Below are 15,987 nucleotides of genomic sequence, written 5' to 3'. Positions count from 1 at the left end.
CCCATGCTGGGCAAACATGGTGGCGATGGCGGCTCCGATACCGTCGCCCCCACCCGTGATCACCGCCACCTTGCCGAGGAGCAACGCCGTCCACTCGTCGATCGGTGGGACGTCGGCGGGTCGTTGGGTCATGGAGGTTTGGTAGCACATGACGATGGCATCAGCGGGATCCACGAAGGAGGCCCAGAAGGATGAAGAGCGAGAGCGAACAGATCCGTTCGTTGGCCATTGAGTACGCCGAGGGCGTGGACCGTCGTCGCTTCGATGCGGTGGCGGAACTGTTCTTGGAGTCGGGCACCCTGGAGCCTCCGGGGGCGTTGCGCAGCGGCCGGCGCGACATCGCAGCGGCGCTGGAGGGGCTGCGTCGCTACTCCGGCACGTTCCACCATCTCGGCCAGCGCCGAGTGGACCTCGATGGCGACGAAGCGACCGGAGAGGTCTACTGCCAGGCGCATCATTTCGTTGAGACCGATGGTCGACGCGAAGATCGAGTGGTGTTCATTCGGTATCAGGACGCCTACGTGCGCCGCCTTGAAGGGTGGCGGTTTGCGTCCAGGCGCCTCGAGGTCGACTGGGTGGAGGAGCGCATGAGCGGCTGACGGCGACGGAACCGTGAAATTCGTGCAGACTGATCCCCATGATCACGGTGGTTGCAGGAGACCTCACCCGACAGGACACCCAGGTGGTGGTTAACGCCGCCAACCGGCAGCTGGCGCACGGCGGGGGAGTGGCAGCCGCACTCGTCCGGGCGGGCGGGCCGTCCGTTCAGTCCGAGTCTGATTCGTGGGTGGCCGAACACGGACCGCTGGCCGACGGTCAGGCGGCGGTCACCACCGCCGGGGACATGGTCGCCACCTGGATCGTGCATGTTGCCGGGCCGATCTACTCGGGATCCGACGACGACCCGACCAAGCTGGCCGCAACGGTCACGGCAGCGTTGGACGCGGTTGTGTCGCTCGACGCCCGTTCGGTGGCCATGCCCGCCATCTCGGCCGGGATCTACGGCTATCCGATCGATGAGGCGCTGGCGGTCATCACCGATGCTGCAACCAGGTGGGAGGCCGATCACCCCGAGTGGGGTGGGGAAATCCGCTTCGTGGCCTTTGAGGCCGAAGTCGCCGAGCGCTGGCACAAGCTGGTTGGAGCGGCGTCGTGACGCTGTTGCCCTTCGACGTCGAGCTCAGCCGGGCCATCGAGCGGAACACCTCCCACTCCCGCCTCAAGGTGCTCGCTGCGACCGGTGTCGTCCGGCTGCGGAACGCGCCGGACGTCTGTCCAGAGGGGGAGTGGCTCGCACTGGACTATCTCGACTGGAAGTCCGGGGGCGACACGCACTTCGCCCCGCTGGCCTCGGTGGACGGCGAAATGAACTGCGTCGGTTTCTCCAGCCGTCGACGAGCCGACAAGGACGGTCTCTGGACGGCCAACGCGAGGAAGGCGCCGGCCCTCAAGCGCTACGTCGAAGGCGTGGGTGCCAACTTCGGTCGTGTTCGGGTGATTCGCCTCGAACCGCAGGACAGGCGAGTGGCCAAAGCCATGCTGCACCGTGACCAGAACAACCGCTACAACCCCGACGGTGCCGGATGGATCGTGCGGTCCTGGCTCGAGCTCAGCGACAATCCCGACAGCTACATGATGCTGATGGACAGCGACGCTGACGGGTACCCCGATCCGACCACCGAGATCCGGATTCCCTTGCACCGCGGATCGCGCTTCGTTGTGGACACGCAGCGGCTGTGGCACGTGGTGGTGCACCGGGGCGATCAACCCCGCCACGCGTTGATCTCCAGTTTCGAGTCCGGGCCGGCACTCGATTCTTGGATCCGTCGAAACCGTTCACTGCCGGCTCGCGTTGCGACCGCCTACCCGGGGATGGGAGAGCCGCTCAAGGCGCTGCGCTCGGTCGCTCGCCGAAGAGTGGGAAGCTGAGCTTTCGACACTACTTGACATAACGAGGATTTCCGGCGGTCGGGGCGAGGATGCCGAGAGGCCACACCACCGAATCGCCCCTGTCGTTCTTCTCACACCCACCGACCGGTAGGTTGGGCCGTTACGACGAGTAGGTGGCACCTTCCAGGTGGCGCGGCCGGTGTCGCCGCAATTGCCTGGAGAACCTATGCGTAAGCCCAACCTCGAAGATGTGGTCGCTCACGGAAGCGACTACCCGGTGCCGCAGGTGGCGGTGCCCGACCATCACGACCGGCGTCGCCCGTTGACCGTGTGCCTCTGGGATGCGCCCAACATGGACGCGTCGCTGTTCTCGGTGACCGGAGCCGACCATCACACCATCGTGCGACCCCAATACGACGCGTTCAGTCGCTGGTTGGTCAACCAGAGGCCGCCGTCACCTTCGAAAAATGAACCTGGCTCGCCCTACGATGTCGAGGCGCTGCTGTTCCTTTCGGTGGTGTCCGCTCGTTCCACCCAGGTCGCCCCGTTCGTGACCGCCGCCCGGCAGAGCGGCTTCACCGTGTTCTGCCGGGACCGGGACGAGGGCGACATCGACGACGCGATCGTCGCCGTGGCCGGGCAGCGGCTCGCCGAGCGGAACCGGCCGGGAACGCTGCTCGTGTGCTCGGCCGACCAGGACCTGGCACGGGTGGCCGGCGACCCGGCCAAGGCCGCCGGCTGGCGCGTGATCGTTGTCGCCTATCGCGAGCTGTGCGGGTGGACCGAGGAGGCCGGCTACGACTTCATCGACCCAGAAGACATCCCCAACCTGTTCCCGAAGCCGCTCGACCGTTTCGACCTGTCCCACCTCCCCACCGGCGGCGTCTTCGCACCCTCGCTTCGCCCGCTTTCCCCCGGCAGCGGCACCGGTCGCTGAGCATCGGCCCACGTCCCTTACAGGGCGGACGCGAACATGCCCTCCAGGATGATCCTGGAGGGCATGTCCGATTGCACTTCTCGGTTGTGAACCTGGCTCCTCGATGAGGAGCCGTCGTCAGGGGCTATTAGCTGCCCGGCTGAGCGAAGCTCACCAGGACCCGACCGGCGTCCTGGGCTGCCGTGCCGAAGAGCGTGCTCCCCGAATTGGCGATCCACGACGAGCCGCCACCGCCGCCGCCGCCTGCGTGACACAGGGCCGAGGCAGTGAGGAAGTCGTACTGGAACATGCCGCCGGGCGAGCCGCCTCGGTAGCCGGCGCCGCCGCCGCCGCCGGAACTCGACGTTCCGATGCCGCTCTGGCTGGTGTCAGGGCTCGACACGCCGTTCGGGCCAGGAGTCGAGTTGGTGTTGGCGCCACCTGCACCGCCACCTGGGGTGGGGCCAATGCCCGTCTTCGATCCGACACCACCGTCGGCCCCGGACGGACCTGAACCTCCGCCGGCAGCGGTCGAGCCGGCGTTGCCGCCGGCGCCGCCAATGCCGCCGTTCTGGAAGGCACACGTGGACATGCCGCCGCCGCCGCCGCCGCCGGCAACCACGAGGGTCGACGCCACAGCGCTGGAGTCACAGGTATCCCCGATGCACACACCCGAGGAGGCGCCGCCGCCACCGCTGGCCGCACCACCACCGGTTGCCCGGTGGCCACGACCAGCGCCACCACCGCTGCTCCAGCCGGCTGAGGGATCCACCTTGGGCGCAGGAGCGTTCTCGCCGTTACCGCCCTCGCAGCCCACCGTGGCCGAGATGGTTTGGCCCGGCGTGACCGTAAACGTCGACGTTGCGGAGCCGCCGCGGGAACCAAGGCCGGAGTCGGGTGAGCCACCCTGTGCCCCAGCATTGCCACCCTTCGCACCCTCGACCGTGACGGTCATCGAGGTCACGCCGGCAGGCACCACCGTGGAATCGGTCGTCCCGCACGGACCGGTCGGCGACCAGTACTCCGCCGGGGCGGCCGTACACGAGAGCGTCGCCGCCCCCAAGGGTGCAGCGACCAGAGCGAACAGCGCCGCCCGGCGAAGCGGCAGGCGCTTTGCGTTGGGCCGACGTGACGTACCAGGACTTAATGACATGTGGTGCTCCTCCAAGAGTTTGCGGCTCTCCCCGCTGAGGAGCCGTATTCCACGAGGGGCAACCTAGTACACGGTCCCGACACATACGCCATTCAACTTCGTTCGGGTCAACTCTGTTCGGGACCGGGCAGTTCCTGGTCGTCCTCGATCACCTCGGCCTCCCACACCCGCCCGCCAGCGGGCGCCCCCGACCCGAATGACGATTCACCTTGGCCACCCATGGATCCTCCCATGGAGGTGGAGGAGGAGACAAACTGAAACCCTCGGCCCATCCGAACGGTGAAGCGGCGCTTCAGCGCGGCGCGTAGTGGAGCCCGGGTGAACGGCAACAGCAGGAGGAAGCCGGCGGCGTCGGTGATGAAGCCGGGCGTGAGCATGAGCGCACCGGCAAACAGGATCAGCACGCCGTCGACCAGCTCGTCGGTGGGCAACTGATTCGCCCTCAGCCGTGCGTCCACCTTGGCGAGCACTCCCCTGCCCTGGCGCTTCAGCAACCAGGCGCCGAGCAGGCTGTCGAACAACAACAGCCCGATCGTCGGCCAGCCACCGATGATGTCGGACACGGCGATGATGGCCCACAGCTCGGCCAACGGCACCACGATGAAAAGCACGACGAACAGCCAGAGCATGTCGGCCCATCGTACCGGCGTCGGCGTCGGCGCTGGTGCGGCGCCGCGCCCGGTCAGGCCTCCCCGGCGGCGATCAGCTTGCCCAGAGCGACCAGGCTGCGGCTGGTGCCGCCCAGTTGCAGCTCGTGCTCCTTCATCTGAAGGAAGTAGCGGTGCACCGGATAGTCGCGGTCGACGCCCATGCCCCCGTGCAGGTGCATGGCGGCATGCACCACCCGCTGGCCGGCGTCGGCTGCCCAGTACTTGGCGATCGCCACCTCGGCCGCTGCGGGCATGCCCGCTTCAAGGCGCCACAGCGCCTGGGCGGCGGTCAGGCGGATGCCCTCTGTGTCGACGAACGCGTCGGCGGCCCGGTGGGCCACCGCCTGAAAGGCGGCGATCGGCTGGTCGAACTGCTTGCGATCCTTGGTGTACTGCGCGGTGACTGCCATGGCCTGTGCCACCCCGCCGGTGATCAGGGCGCACTGGGTTGCCAGCGCCCGCTGCCAGGCCCAGGTGAGGGCTTCGTCGCCGCTTGCGATCAGCTCGGCCGGGGTATCTGCGAAGTCCAGGTTGGCGTCCGGGCTGGCCGCCGTCGTTTGCAACGACGTGCGGGTGACCGATGGGTGGTCGAGCTCGACGAGGACCAGCGCCACCCCGCCGTCCTCGGCGGTCACCGGCACGACGGCGGCATCGGCGATCCACCCGGCGGGCACGGCCACTTTCGACCCGCTGATCAGCGGCGCCTCGTCCCTGCCGGTGAGGGCACACCCCGGGGCGTCGGGTTCGCCGCCGTCCTCGTGCCAGGCGGCGGTCAGCACCGCGTCGCCGGCGGCCACGCGATCCAACCAACGGTCGCGCGCCTCGCCCTCGGCCAGCCCGGCCAGCGGCAGTGCGCCCAGCGCCATCGTCTCCCACAGCGGAACAGCCGCCGCAGTGGCACCCTGGGCTTCACAGATGCGGCCGAGCGCCACCAAACCGAGCCCCGCTCCCCCGCCGCCGGGCAGGTCGTCGGGCAGGCAGGCGCCCAGGATGCCGGTGTCGGCCAGCGTGGCCCACAGGGCCCGGTCGAAGCGCGGGCCGGGCGCGGTTCCGTCCGTTGGTCGCTCCAGCTCCCGCAGCTGGGCCGGATCACTGCCATCGGTCAGCACCTGTAGCGCCAGGTCGCCGATCGCCTGTTCGGATTCGTCGTAGGCAAAGTCCACGTGGGTACCCCTTCCCTAGGCCCGCAGCGGCCGGGGCATCCCCAGGCCGAACATGGCGATCAGGTCTCGTTGGATCTCGTTGGTGCCGCCCCCGAACGTGAGGATGAGCAACGATCGGTAGTTCATCTCCAGGCGTCCGGCCAACAGGTCGCCGGCGGAACCTCGGGCAACGTACCCACGCGGCCCGAGCACCTCCATCAGCAGCCGGAACGACTCGAGGTACCACTCGGTGCCGAACACCTTGATCGTCGAAGCGTCGGCCACGTCGAGGGTGCCCTGGGTGCCGGTCCAGGCCACCTTCCAGTTGATCAGCCGCAGATAGTCGAGGCCGGCCCGCACCCGGGCGAGGTTCATCTGCACCCATTCGTCGTCGACCACCCGGCGCCCGTCGGCGTTGCGGGTGGACAGCGCCCAGTCCCGCACCTCGGTGTAGGCCTGCTCGAGCAACCCGGAGGAGCACAGCGTGACCCGCTCGTGGTTCAACTGGTCGACGATCAGCGACCAGCCGTTGTTCTCACCGCCGACCAGGTTGTCGGCCCGGACTCTCACGTCGTCGTAATACACCTGGTTGATGTCGTGCTGGCTGAGCAGGTGCAACGGCTCGATCGTGATGCCGTCGGCGTCCATCGGCACGACGACCATCGAGATGCCCTTGTGTTTGGCCGCCTCGGCGTTGGTGCGAACCGCCAGCCAGCAGTAGTCGGCATCCGATGCCAGCGACGTCCACATCTTCTGCCCGGAAATCACGTACTCGTCGCCGTCACGGGTGGCCTTGGTCGTCAGCGATGCCAGGTCGGTCCCGGCCTCGGACTCGCTGTAGCCGATGCAGAACAGGATCTCCCCCGCCAGGATGCGGGGCAGGAAGCGTCGCTTCTGCTCGTCGGTGCCGTTCTTCATGATCGTCGGCCCGACCGTGTTGATCGTGAGCATCGGCACGGGGGCACCCGAGCGCATCGACTCGTCGTAGAAGATGAACTGCTCGATCTGGCTTCGACCCTGTCCGCCGTACTCGGTGGGCCAACCGATGCCCATCCAGCCGTCCCGGGCCATCTGGCCGATGATCTCGCGGTGGACCCGACCGACGCCCTCCTCCTCGTGGAGCGCCTCGCGCACCTCGGGGGTGAGGAGCCGGTCGTAGTAGTCGCGCAGCTCCGAGCGAAGCGCTTCCTGCTCGTCGGTGTAGGCCAGCTGCATCAATCCCCCCAGAGGTACCGTCACGGTGCAAGTGCGAGCACGATAACGCGTTCTCGTTCGCGCACCGCCTGGTTGGTCGGGATCAGGAGGCGAGCGCCCCGGCGAACACCTGCCAGGCCAGCAACGACTTGGCCACGAGCGACAACACCACATAGGCCGTCTCGCCGAACAGGTAGCTGCGCCAGCGGCCCACCCGGCGGTACTGGAGCCAGAAGTTGACGGCGAAGCTATCGAAGAAGACGAAGATCGTGACGAAGATGACGTACACGAACGTCGGTGCGGACGAATCCTGGCCCGGCGCCCACAGATTTATGGCGATGATGATCCACGGCACGGCACCGAACAGCGTGCCCAGCCAGAAGGGCAGCTGCCAGCCCGAGCCGCCGGGCTGGCCCGATCGTTCGGCGATCAGCCCAAAGAGGATCATGGCGGCATTGACCCCAAACAGCCCGAGCAGCGCAGCGAAGTCGCTGGCGCCGGTGAGCATGGCGATCAGCACGATCATCCACGAGGCGCTCAGCGCATATTCAATCCATCGGAAGTCGTTGCGTCCCTGGCGAAGCTGGCGGGAGTAGGCACCGAACAGCGGCCCGGCGATCAGGAAGTGGGCGATCGCCGAGAGGAACACAAAGGCGGCGACGCCCCAACCGAACGGGATGGAGAACAGCTCGGTCAATTGCGTCGGTGTACCGGGCGGTCCGTCGAGAAACGAGCCGGTGACCGGGGCCCGGAAGTTGTTGGACAGCGCGACGATGGCGATGCCCTGGAGAAGGTGAAGCCCACCCATCGCCAGGTTGAACCACCGCAGCTTGGCGATCGACTCGTCCGGGTGGGGGCCGAGGTCGAGCGACGAAGCCTTCGGTTGATCGTGCGCATTGGTCATGGGTGGTTCCTGTCGTCGGGCCGGGTCGGCAGCCAGGCGGTACCCGTCGCTGGCCGCGCTCAACCCACCAGGTGATCGCCGATCGCCGGAGATCACCTGGCAGGATGAGGGGGTGACCCCCGATGCCCCCTCAACCGCCTCCGCGCCGAACCACCACGACCTGATGGTGATCGGCTCCGGGTCGGGCAACACGTTTCTCGACGAGCGCTTCGAACACCTCTCGGTAGCGATGGTCGAGCGAGACGCGTTCGGCGGCACCTGCTTGAACCGGGGCTGCATCCCCTCGAAGATGCTGATCTACCCGGCGACGGTGATCCGCCTGGCCGAGGAGGCCAAGGCGCTCGGGGTCGACCTCAGCCTGGATGGGGTGCGGTGGCGTGAGATCCGCGACCGCACCTTCGGCCGCATCGACCCGATCGCCGCCGGCGGTGAGGAGTACCGCCGGGGGCAGAACCACGTCACCGTCTACGGCGGCACCGCCACCTTCGTCGGCGACCGCACCGTCGAGGTGACCGACCCGTCGGGATTGAGCCAACTGGTCAGCGCCGACCGGGTGGTTCTCGCCGCCGGGGCTCGCCCGCGTAGGCCACGGGTCGAGGGCCTCGACGGCGTGCCCTTCCACACCTCGGACACGATCATGCGGATCGACGAGGTGCCCGAGCACCTCGTGATCATCGGGGGCGGGTTCATCGCCGCCGAGATGGCTCACGCCTTCGGCACGTTCGGCGCCAGGGTGACGATCATCGGACGGTCGCCGCGCCTGCTGGGGCACGAGGACTGGGAGATCGGCAGGCGCTTCACCCAGGCGCTCGGTCACCGCTACGACCTCCGGCTGAACGTGACCGTCCAGTCGGTGCGCCGCAGCGACGCCGGCATCGCCGTCGAGTGTTCCGACGGGCAAACGGTCGAGGGGGACGTGGTGTTGGTGGCCGCTGGGCGCGTGCCCAACGCTGACGAACTGTGCGTCGAGCGCACCGGGGTGACCGTCGATCCCTACGGGTATGTCATCACCGACGACACCCTGGCGACCGAGGCGGAGGGCATCTGGGCGCTGGGCGACATCCGCAACCCGCTGCAGCTCAAGCACCTGGCCAACCGGGAGGCCGACATCGTCGGGCACAACCTCACCCACCCCGACGACCTGCGCCGCATCGACGAGTCGGCGGTGCCCCACGTGGTGTTCAGCCATCCGGAGGTGGCCCAGGTGGGCCGTTCCGAAGAAGCGCTTCAGGCGCTTGGCCATCCCTATCTGGTCGGCCGCCGCGACTACGGCGCCACCGCCTACGGCTGGGCGATGGAGGACCAAGTCGGGTTTGCCAAGGTGCTGGTCGACCCGGACACACGCCTGATCCTGGGCGCCCACATCATCGGCCATGAGGCCTCGCTGCTGATCCAGCCGCTCGCTCAGGCGATGGCGCTGGGCAACACCGCCGACGACGTGGCCCGCACGGTGATCTATCCCCATCCGGCGCTCAGCGAGGTCGTCGAACAGTTGCTGCTCGAGGTGCCGTACACGCCGAGCAGGGGCGGCGAGTTCGAACCCTGGGAGTAGGCGGTCACGCCACGTCTTCAGTGCTGATCTGCTGGTCCGATACGCTGCTTTGTCGGCTCTGGGCCCCGTACAGAGCGACGACCCCGAGCAACCCATCCCGTGTGGATGTGCTCCGTCGACCGGATGATCTGCGTCCGGCACCCCCAACCCCGTGGGTTCGCCCCACCGCCACGAGAGGCCACGCCATGTCACGCCGACTCGACATCGAGATCACCAGCCTGAGCGACGAACGCTTTACCTGGAGGGTCTCCGGCGCCAAGCAACCAAAGGGCGAAGCTGCGGCGTCGCTGCTGCCCGAGGGCACGAAGATCGGCGATGAGCTGAAGGCCGACGCCGACTTCACGATCGACGGCATCGACGTGCTGGCGATCGCTACCCCCAAGCGCGATCGCAAGGAGCCACAGCGTTTGGAGCTGATCGCCAAGGATCCCACCGACCTGGTCACCACCAAGCTGGCAGCCAAGGGCGGTGGCGGCCGACGCGACCGGGACGAGCGCGGCGGGGGCCGACGCCGTGACCGCGACGGTCGGGGCGCCAGGCGCGAGGGCGGACGCGACGGCGAGGGCCCACGCGGCCGAGGGCGTGGCGATCGCCCGCACCGTCCGGCGCCCCCGGAGGTGCCGACCCGTCCCAAGGCCAAACGGCTTCGCGCCGGCAAGACGCATCGCAACGCGGTGCTGGCCGCTCTCCCCGACGAGCAGCGACCCGTCGCCGACCAGCTGGTCGCCGGTGGCCTCCCTGCCGTTCGCACTGCGATCAAGGAACAGAACGAGACCAACAAGGCCGAGGGACGCCCCGAGGTGAAGCCCGGACCGCTGATCGGTCTGGCCGAACAGCTCCAGGAGCAACTGCGCACCGCGGAGTGGCGAGACCGTGCCGAGGCTGCCGTGGCCCAGGCCGACGAGGTCGATCTGCGTGATCTGCGATCGGTCGTCGTCGCCGGCGACACCGCCGCCAACGACGAGGAGACCCGTGCGCTCGCCGGGCAGCTGCGCGACGCGCTCAACAGCCGGGTGGAGACAGAGCAGGCCGCCTGGGCCGAAGAGATCTCGGCGCTGATACAGGCCGGGCGCGTGATCCGTGCGCTGCGGGTGTCGAGCAGGTCGCCGAAGGCCGGCGCACCCCTTCCCGGTGACTTGGCCACCCGTCTCGCCACCGCTGTCGTCGACTCGGTCGACGAGAACATGACCGACGACCGTTGGGGCGCCCTGCTCGACGCGCTGGCGTTCTCGCCGGTTCGCGCGCTGGTCGAGCTCGACCACATCCCGGAGAAGCCCAGCGAGGAACTGCTCAACACCCTTCGTGCGGTGGCAGCCCGCCTGCCCGAGCTGGCACGGAAGTTCGGCGTTGATCCGTCCACTGCGCCGAAGAACCCGCCCCGGCGGCGCCGTCCCGGCGGCGACAAGCCCAAGAAGGGCCCCCGCGACGGCGGCGGTCGCGGCGACCAGCCCAAGGGCGGGCGGCCAACGGGCGACCAGGCGAAGGGCGGCCAGCCGAAGCGGGATGCGTCGAAGGGCGCCAAGCCCGCCCCGGCAACCGGCGAGACGGCTACCGCTCCCGAGCCGACCCCCAAGGATGGTCCTGAAGCGGCTCCCGAGGCGGCGACTACCGAGATGTCTACGCCCAGCGAGACGGCTGCGGCAGCATCCGAGGCGGCAGCATCCGAGGCGGCAGCACCCGAAGCGGCGACACCCGAAGCTCCTACTTCCGAGGCCCCGGCATCAGAGCCGTCCGCCGCTGATTCGCCCACCGAGGACACCGCAGGCGATCCGTCACCTGCCCCGGATACCGCCGCCAACGAGTAACTCGCCTCGAGCGTCGCGCACCCCCTAACTTGGGCTGATGACGAACGAGGAAACAACAGCCGCTCCGGTGATCGAGGGCAACGAGAAGGTGCTCCTGGAGCGCCGCGGCCATGTGGCGATCATCACGATCAACCGCCCCGAGGCCCGCAACGCGGTCAACGGTGACGTCGCCCAAGGCGTCGAGGCGGCGATCGACCTGTTGGAGTCCGACGACGACCTGTGGGTGGGCGTGCTCACCGGCGCCCGCACCGAAAAGGGCTGGATCTTTTCGGCCGGTGCCGACCTGAAGGCGATGAGCACCGACCCCGGTGCCATGATGACCGAAAAGGGCGGCTTCGCCGGGTTCGCCGCCCGTGAACGCACCAAGCCGGTGATCGCTGCGGTCGACGGACCGGCGCTGGCCGGTGGCACCGAGATCGTCCTGGCCTGCGACCTGGTCGTCGCCTCGAAGACCGCCGTGTTCGGCGTCCCCGAGGTGTTGCGCAACCTGGTCGCCGCCGGCGGCGGGCTGTTCCGCCTGCCCCGTGTGTTGCCCCGCAACATCGCCATGGAGCTGGTGCTGACCGGCCGTCTCGACTTCTCCGCCGAGCGAGCTCATCACTTCGGCTGGGTCAACGCCCTCACCGAGGAGAGCGGGGCCCTCGAAGGCGCCGTTGCGCTGGCCGCCCAGATCGAAAAGGCGGCCCCGCTGGCCGTTCGCGAGAGCCGCAAGATCGTTCTGGAGGCCGCCGAGGCCGACGAGGCGACCGGTTGGAAGCTGTCCAACGACGGCATCGCCAAGATGTTTGGCGCCGAGGACTTCGGCGAGGGCCTCACGGCCTTCTTCGAGAAGCGCGACCCGGTCTGGAAGGGCCGCTAAGGCTCCCCGTTCGTTTTGACGGTCCCCGTTCGGCGGTCGACCTTCGGGTGGGCCGCCGGGCGGGTGATCGTCGGATCAGGCGATCGTGTCAATGATGCGGTGCTCGGAGAGAAACTCCGCCAGTCCGGGTGTCAGGTCCATCTCGGCGACATCCCACACCGGCACCCAGGCGACGTCGGACGCGTCCGAGCCGGCGATCGGGCGCTGATCCGGGTCGAGCAACGTGATCACGAAGTTGGCGACCACAAAGTGGTTGTTTCCCGGTCGGGCAACACCCTGCTGATCGTCGTGAGGATCATCGTCGTTTCCAAACCCGGGGAGCAGCTCGGCGAGACCCAACAGGTCGCTACACACACCGACCACTCCGGTTTCCTCGCGAAGCTCTCGGATCACCGCTTCGGCCAAGAGCTCGCCCCGCTCCACCCGTCCCCCCGGCAGGGTCCAACGCCCGATGTGAGGCTCGGTTCCCCGACGAACCAACAACAGCTCATCGCTGCTCTGCACAACGGCGCCGACGGCCAGCTGGGGGCGGCCGACAGGATCGACAACTCCGTCGCCCGCAGCCAGGCCGATCATCGGGTTGGTTCGAAGCTGCGGTGCACCACGATTGCGCGAGCGATCAGCCCGGCCGCTTCGAAGAAGTTTTTGGTGTCACGATCGCCGGGCAGCGCCATCGATTCAATGCCTATGCAACCCGTGGCTCTCGCCCAGAGCTCCACCGCCTGAATCAGCCGACGACCGACGCCCACCCCTCTGGCCTCGGGTTCGGTGTACAGCTCTTCGATCAGCGCCAGGCGTTTGTCCGACACGACCTCGTGGCGCGCCACAACGACGCCGACCGGGACGCCGAGGACCGTACCGACCAGCACCAGGCCGTGCTCCGCCCGGTGACGAACGCGTTCCTCGGTCACCGGAACGGCGTTGACCGTGGCCCACATCTCGCCGTCGCGCTGTTCGAGTTGATGGCGATGGGCCTGCTCGAGCAGATCGACAACCCCGGCGACGTCGGCGTCACCGATGGGACGGACCTGGAGCGCGTCGGTCACTGGGTGGACTGCAGCTGTCGGATCCGGGTCAGGATCGTTCGCCGTCCACGGTGCGCGCGCTCGTAGGTGCCTATCGCTGCCAGCTCGGCGGCGTCGAGGCCCGGAAGTCGCTTGACCACCTGGGAGGCCGCCAGCTCGTCGTAGGACGGGATGGCCAGCTCGTCGCTCGTCGGGACCGGCGGCTGTTCCGACGCTGCAGGCTCCTCGGCGACGGCGACCTGGGCAGCGCCCACGTCCGAGGAGGGACCAACCGCCGAGAGGCGATCGGTAGGCCGCAACGGGGTGACGTTCGAGCTGCGGGCCATCGAGCGCACCGGGTGCAGGCGGGGACGGTCGAGCATGGCCACCACCGGGGCATGCACGGGCAACCCCGCCTTGGCCCCGACCAGGCGTCCCAACGTCAACCCGAGCGCCACCTGGCCCTGGGTGCGCGTGATCAGCCGGTCGACGACGCCGGCGGAGCCGATCGCCAGCCGGGCGAGCGGAGTGTCGAAGAGCACGTCGCCGGAGCTGTCCTCCGAGCCGGACGGTCCCACCGGGCTCACGACGTCCCGAAGGCGATCTCGATACCGGGGCAGTCCTCCTCGCCGGACGGACACACCGGATTGGACCGGCGGCCGAACTGGCGGGGGTGGACGACCATGAAACAGCCGGGGCAGGAAAACTCCCCTTCCTGTCGGGCGGTGACGCCATCGGCCTGTTCGGCGACCGTCTTCTTCACCGGGACGACGAGGGCTTCGTCCTCATCCTCGTCGTCGTCGTCGAGGTCGTCCTCCGAGGCGATCTTACCCTTGAGGATCGTGTCGAGGTCGGCCTCAACGTCGTCGGGCCCGAGATCCTCCTCGTCCTCCTCGTCATCGTCGGTCGAAGGCTTGGCCGCCTTCGAGGCGCCCTCGGCCTTCTCGTCCTCGTCATCGATTTCGTCGTCGACGGTGCCGATGACGGCATCGTCATCCTCGTCGACATGGAGGTCGTCGCTCAGGTCTTCTTCGTCGAGTTCCTCTTCGTCAACGTCGTCGACGGCGCCGGCGTCGTCGTCAAGCTCGTCGATTTCATCGATGTCATCGGCAGCCATGGGGATTGCATCCTCGAAACGTCAGCGGGTCATCGGGCGGCATACTAGACAGCTCTGGCGTCGTCGCCGACCCGGGCTCCGGTCGGAGCCGCTGCATTGCCTACAACCTGGGAACGGCGGCGTCCACCTCAGCGGGAAAAATCCGCCCTGCGGCAATCCTGCGACGCTCAGGATGTGGGCCGTTCGCGCCGTGCCTCGGCCCGACGTTCGGCCTCCAAGCGCTCCAGCTCCACGCCCGAACCGTGATCGACAAAGCTCATCATGTCGGCGACGAGGCGGTGGCCGGCGACCTCCGCGATCGCCCGATGCATGTCCTGGGCCACCGTTCGGTAACTGGCATGCCCCTGGGGAGCCGAACGCAGCTCGGTGAGGTGCATCGCCTCGCGTGCGTTCAGGTTCATCGTGAAGCGGACCCGGTAACCCAGCGCCACCGCATAGCTGGCCCGATCCGGAAACTGGCGTGCGAGCACATCGTGGAGGCCGGCCGACGTCGCCATCGCCTGGTCGTAGGCCGCAGCCGCACCGGCGTCATCCACCTCGGTCGGGCGGAGGTACCCGTGATGGGGCGTGAGGTTCTGCCACTCGATCGTCATCATCCGGTGCCGCTGGAGGTCCCGGAACGCTCCGTAGTCGGCGACGATCTCGAAGCGATAGTTGACCCGTTCCAGGCCTCGGCCGGGTTTGTGACGACGGTTGGAGCGCTGACCGACATAGGCGGCGACGACCGACTTACGGTCGGCGGCACCCATCGCCGCCACCTCGTCGAGCAGGGTGGTGTCGCTCAGGTGGGTGTGGGGCGCCAGCATGGCGGCGATCATCTTCACCTCGGCGTCGGGGTCCCAGTCCACCAGCCGCACCGATGCCTCTGGCACGGCGTCCACGCGCCCGTCGAAGAGCCGCTGGGCCACCCCGCTCATCGCTGAGCGGTTGGTGGACAGGTAGTCGCTCCAGGCCCCGCCCCGATCCGGCACGTCCACACGCTTGAGGAACGACGGGATCACCTTGCGCAGCTCGAAGAGCATCTCGTCCGCATAGGCCCGCGCCTCGGGCAGAGGGTGGGCCCGCATGCGCAACAACATCGCTTCGTAGGCCTGGCCGCTGCCGTAGATCCCCACGTTGGACTGTGCTGCGGCCGGCAACAGGCCGCGCAGCGCGTCGAACGACTTGGCCCGGATCGATTGGCGGTAGACGAAATCCGAATCGTCGGCGTCCTTGGGGTGGACCCGGCGAAAATGGTCGCCGAGCACCGGCAGCAGCGACGAGTAGGCGTCGAACATCTCGTCCATGTCGCCCACGTACCGGGCGCCGAGCCGGGAGGTGAGGATGCCGGGGTCCCGGTAGTAGCGAAAACGGCCGTTTGCCCGGACGTCATAGGGGATGTACCGGGTGGACTGCTCCAGATAGCTGGCCAGGCGCCCCCATTCGAGCAGCTTGGTGAGAAGGTTGGACGCCTGCTCACAGGCCAGGTGGACGCCGCCCAGCTGGGCGACCGAGTCGTCGCCGTACTCGACGAAGACCTTCTCGTAGAGCCGTTCGGCACGATCGAGACCGACATCGCCTTCCTCGCCGTCACCGCCCCCGGCGGCAGGCAGGGCGAGAGCGCCGGCGAACTCGTCGAGGAACAACCGGCGCAGCGACTTCGATGAGCGGCTGTAGCGCGCGAACAGTGCCCCCTTCACCACCTCGGGGAGGTTGATGAGCGCGAACACCGGGCGATCGAGGTTGGTGAAGTGCCGGTTCAGAACGGCGATCTCATCGCCGGTGAACTCCTCGGACTGGTAGGTGAACACGGGCCGAGACT

Annotated in this window: 17 protein-coding genes; 7 read left to right on the top strand and 10 right to left on the bottom strand. The window is 68.2% G+C overall.

Annotated elements, in window-relative coordinates:
- The first annotated feature begins 191 nt into the window (after positions 1–191).
- The 4 genes from PKD89_RS14675 (at position 192) to PKD89_RS14660 (ending at position 2,827) form a co-directional block, all read left to right on the top strand.
- The gene (locus tag PKD89_RS14675; RefSeq protein WP_287378148.1) at positions 192–599 is read left to right on the top strand and encodes a nuclear transport factor 2 family protein; all 408 of its coding nucleotides are present in this window, start codon (positions 192–194) and stop codon (positions 597–599) included.
- A 38-nt stretch (positions 600–637) separates the two neighbouring features.
- On the top strand, positions 638–1,156 hold the full coding sequence (locus PKD89_RS14670; protein WP_287391853.1) for a macro domain-containing protein: 519 nt from the start codon (positions 638–640) through the stop codon (positions 1,154–1,156).
- Positions 1,153–1,929 carry a hypothetical protein gene (locus PKD89_RS14665; RefSeq protein WP_289012112.1) on the top strand — a complete coding sequence of 259 codons (777 nt, stop codon included), beginning with the start codon at positions 1,153–1,155 and terminating at the stop codon, positions 1,927–1,929. Before PKD89_RS14670 ends, PKD89_RS14665 begins: the two co-directional genes overlap by 4 nt.
- Positions 1,930–2,116: 187 nt before the next feature.
- The gene (locus tag PKD89_RS14660; RefSeq protein WP_289012111.1) at positions 2,117–2,827 is read left to right on the top strand and encodes a hypothetical protein; all 711 of its coding nucleotides are present in this window, start codon (positions 2,117–2,119) and stop codon (positions 2,825–2,827) included.
- Positions 2,828–2,954: 127 nt separating this feature from the next.
- On the opposite strand, the gene PKD89_RS14655 is transcribed toward PKD89_RS14660, so the two are convergent.
- From PKD89_RS14655 to heR, 5 genes are all read right to left on the bottom strand, one after another.
- The gene (locus PKD89_RS14655) at positions 2,955–3,959 is read right to left on the bottom strand and encodes a hypothetical protein (protein ID WP_287378139.1); all 1,005 of its coding nucleotides are present in this window, start codon (positions 3,957–3,959) and stop codon (positions 2,955–2,957) included.
- 107 nt (positions 3,960–4,066) lie between these two features.
- Positions 4,067–4,588 carry an FxsA family protein gene (locus PKD89_RS14650; RefSeq protein WP_289012110.1) on the bottom strand — a complete coding sequence of 174 codons (522 nt, stop codon included), beginning with the start codon at positions 4,586–4,588 and terminating at the stop codon, positions 4,067–4,069.
- Between the two features lie 53 nt (positions 4,589–4,641).
- Positions 4,642–5,772 carry an acyl-CoA dehydrogenase family protein gene (locus PKD89_RS14645; RefSeq protein ID WP_289012109.1) on the bottom strand — a complete coding sequence of 377 codons (1,131 nt, stop codon included), beginning with the start codon at positions 5,770–5,772 and terminating at the stop codon, positions 4,642–4,644.
- Positions 5,773–5,787: 15 nt separating this feature from the next.
- Entirely contained in the window at positions 5,788–6,966 is a 1,179-nt protein-coding gene (locus tag PKD89_RS14640; protein WP_349257359.1) for an acyl-CoA dehydrogenase family protein, read from the bottom strand.
- A gap of 82 nt (positions 6,967–7,048) precedes the next feature.
- Positions 7,049–7,849: a heliorhodopsin HeR gene (gene heR / locus PKD89_RS14635; protein ID WP_287378128.1), complete on the bottom strand. Its 801-nt coding sequence runs from the start codon at positions 7,847–7,849 to the stop codon at positions 7,049–7,051.
- 112 nt (positions 7,850–7,961) lie between these two features.
- Between heR and PKD89_RS14630 the strand changes: the two genes are divergently transcribed.
- The 3 genes from PKD89_RS14630 to PKD89_RS14620 all read left to right on the top strand — a co-directional run bounded on the left by PKD89_RS14630 (position 7,962) and on the right by PKD89_RS14620 (position 12,065).
- Positions 7,962–9,401: a mycothione reductase gene (locus PKD89_RS14630; RefSeq protein ID WP_289012108.1), complete on the top strand. Its 1,440-nt coding sequence runs from the start codon at positions 7,962–7,964 to the stop codon at positions 9,399–9,401.
- 185 nt (positions 9,402–9,586) lie between these two features.
- Positions 9,587–11,206, top strand: coding sequence for a hypothetical protein (locus PKD89_RS14625; RefSeq protein ID WP_289012107.1), 1,620 nt, complete (start codon positions 9,587–9,589; stop codon positions 11,204–11,206).
- 37 nt (positions 11,207–11,243) lie between these two features.
- Positions 11,244–12,065: a crotonase/enoyl-CoA hydratase family protein gene (locus PKD89_RS14620; RefSeq protein ID WP_287378114.1), complete on the top strand. Its 822-nt coding sequence runs from the start codon at positions 11,244–11,246 to the stop codon at positions 12,063–12,065.
- 75 nt (positions 12,066–12,140) lie between these two features.
- On the opposite strand, the gene PKD89_RS14615 is transcribed toward PKD89_RS14620, so the two are convergent.
- From PKD89_RS14615 to PKD89_RS14595, 5 genes are all read right to left on the bottom strand, one after another.
- Entirely contained in the window at positions 12,141–12,641 is a 501-nt protein-coding gene (locus tag PKD89_RS14615) for an NUDIX hydrolase (protein WP_289012106.1), read from the bottom strand.
- Positions 12,638–13,111 (bottom strand): GNAT family N-acetyltransferase, encoded by a 474-nt coding sequence (locus tag PKD89_RS14610; protein ID WP_287378109.1) that lies wholly within the window; start codon positions 13,109–13,111, stop codon positions 12,638–12,640. Before PKD89_RS14610 ends, PKD89_RS14615 begins: the two co-directional genes overlap by 4 nt.
- Positions 13,108–13,656 carry a hypothetical protein gene (locus PKD89_RS14605; RefSeq protein WP_324332512.1) on the bottom strand — a complete coding sequence of 183 codons (549 nt, stop codon included), beginning with the start codon at positions 13,654–13,656 and terminating at the stop codon, positions 13,108–13,110. Before PKD89_RS14605 ends, PKD89_RS14610 begins: the two co-directional genes overlap by 4 nt.
- Positions 13,653–14,186 (bottom strand): hypothetical protein, encoded by a 534-nt coding sequence (locus PKD89_RS14600; RefSeq protein WP_287391871.1) that lies wholly within the window; start codon positions 14,184–14,186, stop codon positions 13,653–13,655. Before PKD89_RS14600 ends, PKD89_RS14605 begins: the two co-directional genes overlap by 4 nt.
- Positions 14,187–14,353: 167 nt before the next feature.
- Positions 14,354–15,976, bottom strand: coding sequence for an FAD-dependent thymidylate synthase (locus PKD89_RS14595; RefSeq protein WP_289012104.1), 1,623 nt, complete (start codon positions 15,974–15,976; stop codon positions 14,354–14,356).
- Positions 15,977–15,987 lie beyond the last annotated feature (11 nt).

Origin of the sequence: Candidatus Neomicrothrix sp. (assembly GCF_035329545.1) — a bacterium.
Classification (GTDB): domain Bacteria; phylum Actinomycetota; class Acidimicrobiia; order Acidimicrobiales; family Microtrichaceae; genus Microthrix; species Microthrix subdominans.
The sequence above is the reverse complement of the archived record's forward strand: the minus strand, read 5'-3'. Positions and strand labels throughout refer to the sequence as shown.